Raw genomic sequence first — 11,324 nt, 5'->3', positions numbered from 1 at the left:
AAAAGTAACTAAATAAAAGATTTAAAAAAGAGAGTTTCCTTAGGAAATTCTCTTTTATCTTTTAATACCTATTTATTTAGTAAATCGATTAAATACTTAGATGCAAAATCATAATAAGGTGTAGGTGGGTTTGTTGTACTGTGAACAAAATAGGCTACATGATCATCTGAAAAGTGATATACATTAATTAAAACAATATTTTGTTTATGGTTTCTAGCAAATAAGACCATGTTAGTAGATTTAGCAAGTTCTTGAGTAAACTTTTTATCTGATTTAAATTGGTAAATAATTCTTTGACTATATTTTGCGTTTTTATATAAATGCATTTCTAGTTTATTTATTGATTTTTCAATGATTTCATTTTCAAAACTTAAGGTATTATCAGCAATAGCAACCACGATATAAAGGGTCTTAAATGAACGTTTACTATTTGGTCCATCTGCAATCTTATAGTGAATACTGTAGCCGCCATAAGACTTATATTGTTGATATTTTTCTTGTTTTAACATCTCAAACCATGCTTGAGATAATATGATTTGGTTTGTTTCAACAGCTGGTGCTAAATTTTCAAATAAGGCACTGTGTCTATATAGGAAGTTATAGTAATCAAACTTAGATTTTAAAACCAAACTTAAGATTAAACCAATCAGTAATAGGACAAATAAAATTGGCATTAAAACATTAAAATCAAGCGGTAAAAACAGTAAAACAACTAAAAGCACAAAGGTGATAATAACCTCAACTAAGATCCAAATTAAAAACTTTTTTTGTAATTTATTATATGTATTCATCTCATCATTTCCTTTAGTGATATTCTATCATATTAAGACCTTATATCATAAATTTCTAAGTCTATTTCATGGATTTTTACCACAATTAATCTAAATTATGTATTTTATACATCATATTTATATAAAGAAATGAAGTATCATAATAGATTCTTAAAAATTACTTAAATATAAAACCTATGTTTAGATATCTAAGCTAATTAATGTTATAATAATTTAGGTAAATATTAATTTGTAGAAGGAGAATAAAATGTCAACATTAACAATCAATGATTTACACGTATCCATTGAAGACAAAGAAATCTTGAAAGGTGTTAACTTAACTGTAAAAACAGGCGAAGTACACGCAATCATGGGTCCAAATGGTACAGGTAAGTCCACTTTAGCTTCAGCATTAATGGGTCATCCTAAATATGAAGTGACACAAGGAAGTGCATTATTAGATGATGCAGACTTATTAGAATTAGAAGTAGATGAGCGCGCTCGTGCGGGGCTTTTTTTAGCTATGCAATACCCACAAGAGGTCAGTGGTGTAACTAACTCAGATTTTATGCGTCAAGCATTAAAAGCTGTTTCGGGTAAAGATGTACCACTTATTAAGTTCATCATGGATTATGAACGATACGCAAGTGAATTAAAGATGCGTGAAGACTTACCACACCGTTACTTAAACGAAGGTTTTTCAGGTGGGGAAAGAAAACGTAATGAAATACTTCAACTTAAAACTTTAAAACCTAAATTTGCTATTTTAGATGAAATTGACTCAGGTTTAGACATTGACGCATTACGTATTGTAGGCGAGAATGTCAATGACATGGTTTCACCTGATTTTGGGTGTATATTAATTACCCACTATCAAAGAATTTTAGATTACATTAAACCGACTCACGTTCATATTATGATAAATGGTAAGATTGTATTATCAGGTGGTAGTGACTTAATAGAAAAAATCGATCAATCTGGTTATGAATGGGTTAAAGAAGAACTAGGCATAGATTTTGAAGTTGGTAAAGAATAATTATGAGTATTATCCAATTAACAAATGTAAATAACCAATCACTACCAAGTGGTGTTACATTTAGTGACAATACATTAAAATTATTGAAAAAAACAATCTTTAAAGACACTTTAACAATTAAACTTAACCATAGAGAACTAACAAATTTAAATATCGTTGTTGAACCGAGTGTTGAAGCTAAACTTATTTTAGAACTTAATGACACTGATTCAAGTGATGTTACTTATGATATTGACATGAAACTTATGGAGAATTCTCAAGTTAAGTTTCTACTTATTTCAGAAGTTCAATCAAACAATGCTAAGTTAAATTTTAAATCATCAAGTTTAGCAGATTCTAATATGGAGTTTATTGGTGGTTTTGTGAATAATGTGATGGATGCTAAACTTTTTTTAGACCTTGATGGTAAAGGTGCTAACTTAAGAGTAAGAACAATTACAGTATCTAGTACAAATCATAGTCAAAAGTTAGATATTCATATGACACATTATGCACCATTTAGTTCAGCAGAAATGACTAACGTTGGTATAGCTGGTCAAAATGGTATTATTAAAATCAATGGTGTTGGACAAATTGAACAAGGTATGAATGGTTCATCAGCATTCCAAACACTTAAAGGTATTATTACAAATGATAAAGCCCAAATCGATGTGAATCCAATATTAATTATTGACGAACACGATGTCACGGCTGGACATGCCGCTACAGTTGGTAAAATGGAAGATGAAGTTATCTTTTATTTAAGAAGTAGAGGTATTACATTAGAAGATGCCCAAAGATTAATTATTAATGGTTATCTACAACCAATTATTGATGAAATTGATGATGAACTCATCAAAGAAAATGTAGCAAAAATCGTAAACGAAAGAATATAGATAAATGATCGATGTAAAGAAAATAAGAGCACAATTTCCAGTTTATTCAAAATACCCTGAAATGAGGTTTTTTGACTCTGCAGCCAGTGCTTTTAAACATCAATCAGTGATAGAGGCTATGATGGACTATTTATCCTTTAATGGAACTAACGTTCACCGTGGTGTATATCAACTTGCAGCAGAATCTACTACAAAGTATGAACATGCAAGAAGTGTGATTGCTAAATTTATTAATGCATCCGCTGAAGAAGTGATCTTTACAAAGTCTACAACACATAGTATTAACTTAGCAGCAAACAGTTTAGGTTTAACACTTCAAAGTGGAGATGAAATCATTTTATCCGAATTAGAACATCATTCCAACTTACTACCTTGGTTAGAACTAGCATCTAGATTAAATTTGGTAGTTAAGTTTATTCCTTTAATGGATGGTATGATCACGATAGATAACTTTAAAACTGTCTTAACAAATAAAACAAAACTAGTCATTACGCATCACATGTCCAATGTGATGGGTTATGAAACACCACTTCAAGAGATGGCGAAATTCACACATGAAGTTGGTGCTAAAATTATCGTAGATGCTGCACAATCGATTGTCCACATTAAAACAGATGTGAAAGCACTTGATGTAGATATGTTAGCCTTTAGTGGTCATAAGGTCTATGGACCAAATGGTATTGGTGTTTTATACATCAAATCAGGGCTGATGTCTAAACTATCTCCAACAGAATTTGGTGGAGAAATGGTGGATAAAGTTCATTTAGATGGTTCAACTTGGAAAAGTGGTGCTTATAAATTTGAAGCAGGTACCCCTGCAATTGCAGAAGCGATAGGACTTGCTAAAGCATTTGAATTTATAGATTCTATTGGCATTGAAAACATCCATCAACATGAACTTCACTTAAGAAATTATGTCGTAGATAAATTAAAAGATGAACCAGGTATTACCGTTTTTAATAAACATGGCGAGTCTACACTTTTATCATTTAACATTGATGAGGTACATCCTCATGACACATCAAGCTTCTTAGATCAACACGGTGTTGCTGTAAGAGCAGGACATCATTGTAATCAACTTACAATGAAGTATTTAAATCAAGATGCAACCGTGCGTGCATCATTTGCAATATACAATAGTATTGAAGACTGTGACATATTAATTAAAGCAATCCTTGAAACAAGAGATTTCTTCCACAGCATATAGAAAGGAACTATTTATGGACTTAAAAACATTGTATCGCTCAGTAATCATGGATCATTATAAAAACCCTAAAAACAAGGGATTAATCAATGATGACAGTTACTTAACGGTCCACTTAAATAATCCGACTTGTGGGGATGACTTAATTGTTCAATTACTCATCAAGGATAGTAAAATTATCGACTTAAAACAACAAGGTAAAGGGTGTAGTATATGCTGTGCATCTGCATCTGTAGCCTCTGAACTATTAAAAAATAAAGACATTTTTGAAGCCAAGGAACTTATTCAAACATTTTATGATATGTTAACTGGTGAAGAAATAAAAGATAAATCCGTATTAGAAGATGCCTTAGCATTTGAAGGTGTTGGTCAATTTCCAGCAAGAATCAAATGTGCAACACTTGCGTGGAAAGCATATGAGAAGGGTTTAAATCCTTTGGAAGGAGAACAAAATAATGAGTGACACAAAAACAAAAATAGATAATATTGTTGGTGACTATCAGTTTGGATTCATAACGGACTCTAAACCCATCATGGATACTGGTAAAGGTATTAATGAAGCAATAGTTAGACAAATATCTGAAATTAAAAAAGAACCACAATGGATGACAGACTACCGTTTAGAATCCTATAACAATTTTATAAATACACCAAACCCAACTTGGGGTCCTGATTTAAGTTTTATTGATTTTCAAGAATTTACTTACTATATCAAATCTACTGATAAAGCAATGAACTCTTGGGATGATGTACCTGAAAAGATTAAAGAAACTTTTGAACGTTTAGGTATTCCTCAAGCTGAAAGAAATTACTTAGCAGGTGTATCTACACAATTTGAATCCGAGGTCGTATACCACAGTTCAAAAGAAGAGTTGGAAAAACTAGGTGTTATCTATGTAGATACAGATACTGCAATTAGAGAGTATCCTGAATTAGTTAAAGAATACTTTGGTACAGTTGTAAGTAACAAAGATAACAAATATGCAGCACTAAATGCTGCTGTATGGTCAGGTGGTTCATTTATATACGTACCCAAAGGTGTACGTGTAGAAAAACCACTACAATCATACTTTAGAATTAACTCTGATCAAATGGGTCAATTTGAAAGAACACTTATCATCGTTGATGAAGGTGCTTATGTAAACTATGTAGAAGGTTGTACAGCACCAATTTATCAAAAAGATTCACTACACGTTGCAACAGTTGAAGTGATTGTTAAAAAGAATGCAACATGCCGTTATACAACCATTCAAAACTGGTCAACAAACGTTATTAACTTAGTAACTAAACGTGCATTTGTTTATGAAAATGGACATATGGAATGGATTGATGGTAACATTGGTTCTAACGTAAATATGAAATACCCTTCTTGTATCCTATTAGGTGAACATGCAAAAGGTACAACAATTTCGATTGCTTTTGCAGGTAAAGACCAATGGCAAGATGCTGGTGCGCGTATGATTCACGTTGCGCCAAATACCACTTCAAACATTATTTCAAAATCGATTGCTCGTGGTGGTGGTAAGGTCAATTACCGTGGTAAAGTATCCTTTGGTAAAAACGCTAAAGGTTCTAAATCTAATATTGAATGTGATACGATCATCTTAGATGGTATCTCAACATCCGATACAATTCCAATTAATGTCATTAAAAACTCTGATGTATTCTTACAACATGAAGCAACAGTATCAAAAATCTCAGAAGAACAACTATTCTACTTAATGAGTCGTGGTCTAACTGAAGAAGAAGCGACCGAAATGATTGTAATGGGCTTTATTGAACCATTTTCAAAAGAACTACCAATGGAATATGCTGTCGAGTTAAATCAGTTGATTAAACTTGAAATGGAAGGCTCTATTGGTTAATAGATACATACTAACCACCTTATAGAATTTATAATCTATAAGGTGGTTTTCTTTTTATATAGTATAATGAGTATAACAAATTATTTAGGGGGATTTATGAAAAAAATTATTCTGGCTATATGCATACTAAGTGTATCGTTTTTTTTGATGTCTTGTCAGGAACCTTCAACTTCTTATGAAATTATAGTAGAGATACCGGATTATATATATAAAGGAGATAAATTACAAATTTATCCAATCAGTGAGAACTTATCAGATAGATTTACTTATAGTTCTAGTAATTTAGATGTAGCAACCATTGATAAATTTGGTAATATTCATGCATTAAGTATTGGCACTACAACAATAAAGATAACTAATTCTACAAAAGATACCTATGAAAAAGAACTTAATGTGTTACCTATACCAGGTGTTGAAGGTATTGTTCTTAGTGCTGTAAGTGAGTCTGATGACTTATTTTATGTAGGTAAGGTATATGAAGTGACCTTGGATTTTTTACCTGAAAGATCATATGATTCTGATGTGCGTTATAGTTATACTGCAAGTTTTGTCGACTTTGATGATAAAACTGGTCAAATCAAATTTTCAAAAGCAGGCACCTTTAACTTAACTGCATATCTTGCTAGTGACTGGCAAACTCAAACAACAATAGAATTTGAAGTAGTTTACAGTGATGAAGTTGAAGCTTATAACCTCTTATTTATTGGTAATAGTTTAACAAAATATACCTATAACATTCCAACCTTTATTTATGAAATGTTAAGAGCTGATGATGTGGTTGTAAACTTCTTATTAGATAGTACAACACCACAATGGATTATAGATCATGAAATAAACTTTAATTTTCTTATAAATAAAGACCAATATACACATGTATTCTTACAAGAGTATAGTAATGGACCCATCTTAGATTATGAAAAATTTGAAGATGCTGTAGTCTTGTTTGATGAAAAAATCAAAGCACAAGGCGCTAAAACAGTACTTTATCAAACGTGGGGCTATAACTATGAAGACACATTAGCACGTGATAATATGACTAATCAATTAGGTGAGTTATACGAGCAAGTAGCTACAAAGATAGATGCAACACTATCCCCAGTAGGTTATGCTTTCAAAAGGGTAAGTCAAAATCATCCAGAGATTAATTTATATCAAGACTTAAACCATCCAAGTTTATATGGTGCACTACTTTCTGCATATACACATTATGCAGTACTAACAAATAGATCACCACTTGAAAATACTTGGATTCATCCTGATTTAGATGAAACGATTATGACAATACTTAAACAAGCAGCTCACGATACTGTATTTACTTCATAAACATAAAAATAAAACACTTTAAACTTAAAATTTAGTTTAAAGTGTTTTTATATAGTCCATTAAATATGTTCTTTTTTGTTTAAGTTTTAAGCCAATATGTTCTATATAAAATGTAATTAATGTGACCTCGTGCGCTTGAAATTGAATTAAAGCAGTATCTAGTTCTTTAATAAATCCTTGGATTTTAAAGTGTATATACTCCCAAAGGGCAATATACTTTTCATTCTTCATTAAACGACCATCCATGGCATATTCTATACCGAAATCTTGAATAAGGTTTTGAGGATAATACGGTAGATGTGTTTTATCCAAATCTAGGTCATGTATAAGTATATAACTTAAGATATCTATTCTAGAAATTAAATTGATAAATCCCACATGATGTTTAGCAAGTGTGTCTGTTATTAAAAATAGATAACCAAATGTGGATTGAAGTTCACAGTACTTTAAAAGTTCATCTAAGTGTTTTAATTTTGGTCTATTTAAATAATCTATTTTAGAGGTTATAAATACTTGGAACCAATCAATATAAATATAAGGATTTGATAAGTGTTCTTTAAGAAATGCTTTAAACATCTTATGGTTTGATGTATAGCCATTCTTATATGCTTTAAAAAGCGTTTCATGCGCTTTAAGTTCATCGACTGTCTGTAGTTGATCAATATGTTTTAGGTGACTATAGATAGTTTGATATAAATTGCGTATCTTTTTATCTTTAATTAGTTTAAAATCTTTATCTTGAAGCATAATTGGAAACCCTCTCGTAATAACTATCAAGTAACATTATAACACTTTATAATAGATTTAAAAAAGGGTGATAAGTGTGATTTACTTTATTAAAAATGAATCAGATGGTGGCATCATTTATCCGAATAGAAGAAAATCTGGAACCTCTGCATTAGCGGTGGTTAAAAAACTATGTGTAAAGCATTTAACAAGTTTTGAAAGTTATCAAAAATCAGTGCGTCATATTACAAAGGAGCAATATAAAATACCGATTGTGTTAAGTAGTAAGTATGCTTTTTTTGCGACAAAGTCGTATCATCATATCGATAGTATTTGGATAAATTATATGCAGATAAAAGAAATTATTTATATGGATAAATATATAGAATTTATATTTGATGAAACTTACCGAATAAAGGTCAGTTTATCAACTAAAAGCTACCAAAGATTAGTCAGTCTAATATTTAAAGTACTTAATTATAAAGTAAGTTTAGAATGAATACACTTTCAATTAATAAGTTATTGGCAACAATTTTATGTTCATGGTATAATATGACATGGAAAAACGTTTAACATAAGGAGAAATAAAATGGCTAAAAAAACTATTAGAGACATCGAATTAAAAAACAAGAGTGTATTAATGCGCGTAGACTTCAATGTTCCTTTGAATAAAGACGGATCTATCTCAGATGATACACGTATTACAGCTGCTTTACCTACAATTGAATATGCAATTGAAAAGGGTGCTAAGTTAATATTATTCTCACACTTAGGGCGTATTAAAACAGCTGAAGATAAAGCAACAAACTCACTGAAACCAGTTGCTGCTAGATTATCAGAATTAATTGGCAGACCTGTTGTATTTATTCCTGAAACTAGAGGTGAAGCTTTAGAGGCTGCAGTTAAGAATCTAAAATCAGGTGATGTGTTAATGTTTGAAAACACACGCTTTGAAGATTTAGATGGAAACAAAGAATCTAAAAACAATCCAGAGTTAGGTAAATACTGGGCATCATTAGGGGATGTATTTGTAAATGATGCATTTGGTACAGCACATAGAGCACATGCTTCTAACGTTGGTATTGCAAACAATATGGAAGTTTCTGTTGCAGGTTTATTACTTGAAAAAGAAATTAACTTTATTGGTGGTGCTTTAGAAAATCCTGAAAGACCATTCGTTGCGATTTTAGGTGGTGCTAAAGTATCTGATAAAATTGAAGTGATTAAAAACTTATTAAAAGTTGCTGATAAAGTATTAATCGGTGGCGGTATGGCATTTACATTCTTAAAAGCTCAAGGCTTTGAAGTAGGTAAATCCTTAGTAGAATTAGATAAATTAGATTTAGCTAAAGAATTACTTGAGTTATCTAAGGGTAAAATTGAATTAGGTTTTGATGTTGTTACAGGTAAAGCATTTGATAAAGATACTGAAACGAATGTAAGATCATTTGATGCAATTCCAGCAGATGAAATGGGCTTAGATATTGGACCTAAGACAGTAGCAAGATTTAAAGAAATTATTGCAAGTGCTAAAACAGTTGTATGGAATGGACCTCAAGGCGTATTTGAAATGGAAAAATTCGCTAATGGTACATTAGAAGTAACTAAAGCGTTAGCTGACTTACATGGTAAAGCAATTACAATCGTTGGTGGTGGAGACTCTGCAGCAGCGGTTGCAAAATTTGGTCTTGAAGATAAATTTAGTCACATCTCAACCGGTGGTGGTGCATCTTTAGAATATCTAGAAGGTAAAGTACTACCAGGTGTAGAATTGGTAGATGTAATCTAATGATAGATATCGGCAAGAAAATCAGAGCACTCAGACTTGGTAACAACCTGACTCAAGAAGAACTTGCTAACCGCTTAGAATTGACTAAAGGCTATATTTCACAATTAGAAAACAATTTAACTTCACCTTCCATTCAAACATTATTCTCATTGCTTGAAGTACTAGGTGTTGAAACACATGAGTTCTTTTCTAAACCAGAAGGCGAAGACGCAAAAATCGTATTTACCAAGGAAGACTTTTACGAAAAGGAAAACCCTGATTTAGGGTCTACAATTTCATGGATTGTTCCAAATGCTTTAAAGTATGAAATGGAACCAATTATTATTGAAATCATGCCGGGCGGTCAATCAACAATTGATGATTCACACCCTGGGGAAGAGTTTGGATATGTATTAGAAGGTCAAGTGACCTTAGTATTAAATAAAACTAGACACATCGTAAAAAAAGGCGAAACCTTTTATTACATGGCTAATAAAGAACACTACTTACAAAATTTAGGAAATAGTGTGGCAAGAATCCTATGGATCTCCACACCACCAATGTTTTAAAAAAATAAAGGAGAATGATTATGGAAAAAGAAATTATCATCGGATCTACCGCTGGACTTCATGCAACTCTAGCTGCTAAAGTTGTCCAAACAGCATCTAAATATGCTGTAGATATCAAATTATACTATAAAGACAAAGTTGTTGATCTCAAATCAATTTTAGGATTAATGAGTTTAGCAGTACCTAAAGGTGAGAACGTTAAAATTGTTGCATCAGGACCTCATGCCGAAGAAGCAATTAAAGACATCTCTTCAATCTTAGGTTAATATTGATGGCAAAAAGAATACCTGTAATTGCAGCAAACTGGAAAATGTTTAAAACTAAAGATGAGGCTTTAGAATTCATTTTTGCTGTAAATGCTGCAGTACCAAGTAGAGACGAAGTTGAGTCTATTATTTGTGCACCAGCAATCTTATTAAACTTATTAGTAAAACGTGAAGGCGAACATATCCGTATTGGTGCACAAAATATGCACTATGCTGATGAAGGCGCATTTACTGGAGAAAACTCACCTGCACAAGTAAAAACTGCTGGTGCTGAATATATCTTAATTGGACACTCAGAACGTCGTAGTTTATTTAATGAAACAGACAAAGACGTAAATTTAAAAATGCATGCTGCATTTAAATATGACTTAGCTCCAATTTTATGTATCGGTGAACAATTAGATACAAGAGAAGCAAATAAGACTAAAGAAGTATTAGATGTTCAATTAGACAAAGCATTCGAAGGTGTTTCTAAAGAACAAGCATTAAAAACAATTGTGGCTTATGAACCAGTGTGGGCAATCGGAACAGGTAAAACTGCTACACCACAAATGGCAAACGATACAATCAAAGATGTACGTGCTAAACTAAGTGACCTATATGGTGCTGAAGTTGCAGCTCAAGTACGTATCTTATATGGTGGTTCTGTTAAACCAGATAACATCGAAAGTCTATTACAAGAATCAGACATCGATGGTGCTTTAATCGGTGGCGCAGCATTAGATCATAAAAACTTCTTAACATTTACAAAAGCAGCAAAAAACAAATAAATGAACTTAAAGTGGGTCATGGATGAACGCCATGACCCTTTTATTATGCTAAAATAAAGGAAACATATGTACCTGGTTAACATTCTGTATACCCTTATAGGTATAAATGGTCAAATAATGCATTAAAAAGTATAAATGTGGGTAAAATCCTA

At 31.8% G+C, this 11,324-nt stretch carries 13 protein-coding genes; 11 read left to right on the top strand and 2 right to left on the bottom strand.

Going from position 1 to position 11,324, the window contains the following annotated elements; all coding sequences use genetic code 11:
- Nucleotides 1-68: 68 nt before the first annotated feature.
- A complete protein-coding gene (locus ACL_RS06030) occupies nucleotides 69-791 on the bottom strand; it encodes a hypothetical protein (protein WP_012243148.1) in 723 nt (240 codons plus the stop codon).
- A gap of 247 nt (nucleotides 792-1,038) precedes the next feature.
- Here ACL_RS06030 and sufC point away from each other — a divergent pair, with 247 nt between their 5' ends.
- The 6 genes from sufC (at nucleotide 1,039) to ACL_RS06000 (ending at nucleotide 7,073) form a co-directional block, all read left to right on the top strand.
- Nucleotides 1,039-1,806 carry a Fe-S cluster assembly ATPase SufC gene (gene sufC / locus ACL_RS06025; RefSeq protein ID WP_012243147.1) on the top strand — a complete coding sequence of 256 codons (768 nt, stop codon included), beginning with the start codon at nucleotides 1,039-1,041 and terminating at the stop codon, nucleotides 1,804-1,806.
- Between the two features lie 2 nt (nucleotides 1,807-1,808).
- Nucleotides 1,809-2,681: a SufD family Fe-S cluster assembly protein gene (locus ACL_RS06020; RefSeq protein WP_012243146.1), complete on the top strand. Its 873-nt coding sequence runs from the start codon at nucleotides 1,809-1,811 to the stop codon at nucleotides 2,679-2,681.
- A 4-nt stretch (nucleotides 2,682-2,685) separates the two neighbouring features.
- On the top strand, nucleotides 2,686-3,888 hold the full coding sequence (locus tag ACL_RS06015; protein WP_012243145.1) for an aminotransferase class V-fold PLP-dependent enzyme: 1,203 nt from the start codon (nucleotides 2,686-2,688) through the stop codon (nucleotides 3,886-3,888).
- A gap of 13 nt (nucleotides 3,889-3,901) precedes the next feature.
- Nucleotides 3,902-4,348: a Fe-S cluster assembly sulfur transfer protein SufU gene (sufU, locus tag ACL_RS06010; RefSeq protein ID WP_012243144.1), complete on the top strand. Its 447-nt coding sequence runs from the start codon at nucleotides 3,902-3,904 to the stop codon at nucleotides 4,346-4,348.
- Nucleotides 4,341-5,750: a Fe-S cluster assembly protein SufB gene (sufB, locus tag ACL_RS06005; RefSeq protein ID WP_012243143.1), complete on the top strand. Its 1,410-nt coding sequence runs from the start codon at nucleotides 4,341-4,343 to the stop codon at nucleotides 5,748-5,750. The genes sufU and sufB overlap by 8 nt, the downstream gene beginning before the upstream one ends.
- Before the next feature lie 96 nt (nucleotides 5,751-5,846).
- Nucleotides 5,847-7,073, top strand: a complete 1,227-nt coding sequence (locus ACL_RS06000) for an Ig-like domain-containing protein (RefSeq protein ID WP_041634295.1) — start codon at nucleotides 5,847-5,849, stop codon at nucleotides 7,071-7,073.
- A gap of 36 nt (nucleotides 7,074-7,109) precedes the next feature.
- Here ACL_RS06000 and ACL_RS05995 read toward each other — a convergent pair whose 3' ends face one another.
- The gene (locus tag ACL_RS05995) at nucleotides 7,110-7,820 is read right to left on the bottom strand and encodes a hypothetical protein (protein ID WP_012243141.1); all 711 of its coding nucleotides are present in this window, start codon (nucleotides 7,818-7,820) and stop codon (nucleotides 7,110-7,112) included.
- A 76-nt stretch (nucleotides 7,821-7,896) separates the two neighbouring features.
- On the opposite strand from ACL_RS05995, the gene ACL_RS05990 reads away from it, so the two are divergent.
- The 5 genes from ACL_RS05990 (at nucleotide 7,897) to tpiA (ending at nucleotide 11,172) form a co-directional block, all read left to right on the top strand.
- Complete coding sequence (locus ACL_RS05990; protein ID WP_041634292.1) at nucleotides 7,897-8,298, top strand: competence protein ComK; 402 nt, start codon at nucleotides 7,897-7,899, stop codon at nucleotides 8,296-8,298.
- A 90-nt stretch (nucleotides 8,299-8,388) separates the two neighbouring features.
- Nucleotides 8,389-9,588 carry a phosphoglycerate kinase gene (locus ACL_RS05985; protein WP_012243139.1) on the top strand — a complete coding sequence of 400 codons (1,200 nt, stop codon included), beginning with the start codon at nucleotides 8,389-8,391 and terminating at the stop codon, nucleotides 9,586-9,588.
- On the top strand, nucleotides 9,588-10,136 hold the full coding sequence (locus ACL_RS05980; protein WP_012243138.1) for a helix-turn-helix domain-containing protein: 549 nt from the start codon (nucleotides 9,588-9,590) through the stop codon (nucleotides 10,134-10,136). The genes ACL_RS05985 and ACL_RS05980 overlap by 1 nt, the downstream gene beginning before the upstream one ends.
- Nucleotides 10,137-10,156: 20 nt before the next feature.
- Nucleotides 10,157-10,402, top strand: a complete 246-nt coding sequence (locus ACL_RS05975) for an HPr family phosphocarrier protein (protein ID WP_012243137.1) — start codon at nucleotides 10,157-10,159, stop codon at nucleotides 10,400-10,402.
- A 5-nt stretch (nucleotides 10,403-10,407) separates the two neighbouring features.
- Nucleotides 10,408-11,172 carry a triose-phosphate isomerase gene (gene tpiA, locus ACL_RS05970; protein WP_012243136.1) on the top strand — a complete coding sequence of 255 codons (765 nt, stop codon included), beginning with the start codon at nucleotides 10,408-10,410 and terminating at the stop codon, nucleotides 11,170-11,172.
- Nucleotides 11,173-11,324: the final 152 nt, after the last annotated feature.

Source organism: Acholeplasma laidlawii PG-8A (assembly GCF_000018785.1).
GTDB classification, from domain to species: domain Bacteria; phylum Bacillota_I; class Bacilli_A; order Acholeplasmatales; family Acholeplasmataceae; genus Acholeplasma; species Acholeplasma laidlawii.
The sequence above is the reverse complement of the archived record's forward strand: the minus strand, read 5'-3'. Positions and strand labels throughout refer to the sequence as shown.

Coding starts and splice junctions, on each gene's coding strand:
- ACL_RS06000 (WP_041634295.1), top strand. CDS start 5,847: ATGAAAAAAATTATTCTGGCTATATGCATACTAAGTGTATCGTTTTTT.
- sufB (WP_012243143.1), top strand. CDS start 4,341: ATGAGTGACACAAAAACAAAAATAGATAATATTGTTGGTGACTATCAG.
- sufC (WP_012243147.1), top strand. CDS start 1,039: ATGTCAACATTAACAATCAATGATTTACACGTATCCATTGAAGACAAA.
- ACL_RS05980 (WP_012243138.1), top strand. CDS start 9,588: ATGATAGATATCGGCAAGAAAATCAGAGCACTCAGACTTGGTAACAAC.
- tpiA (WP_012243136.1), top strand. CDS start 10,408: ATGGCAAAAAGAATACCTGTAATTGCAGCAAACTGGAAAATGTTTAAA.
- ACL_RS05995 (WP_012243141.1), bottom strand. CDS start 7,820: ATGCTTCAAGATAAAGATTTTAAACTAATTAAAGATAAAAAGATACGC.
- ACL_RS06020 (WP_012243146.1), top strand. CDS start 1,809: ATGAGTATTATCCAATTAACAAATGTAAATAACCAATCACTACCAAGT.
- ACL_RS05975 (WP_012243137.1), top strand. CDS start 10,157: ATGGAAAAAGAAATTATCATCGGATCTACCGCTGGACTTCATGCAACT.
- ACL_RS06015 (WP_012243145.1), top strand. CDS start 2,686: ATGATCGATGTAAAGAAAATAAGAGCACAATTTCCAGTTTATTCAAAA.
- ACL_RS05985 (WP_012243139.1), top strand. CDS start 8,389: ATGGCTAAAAAAACTATTAGAGACATCGAATTAAAAAACAAGAGTGTA.
- sufU (WP_012243144.1), top strand. CDS start 3,902: ATGGACTTAAAAACATTGTATCGCTCAGTAATCATGGATCATTATAAA.
- ACL_RS06030 (WP_012243148.1), bottom strand. CDS start 791: ATGAATACATATAATAAATTACAAAAAAAGTTTTTAATTTGGATCTTA.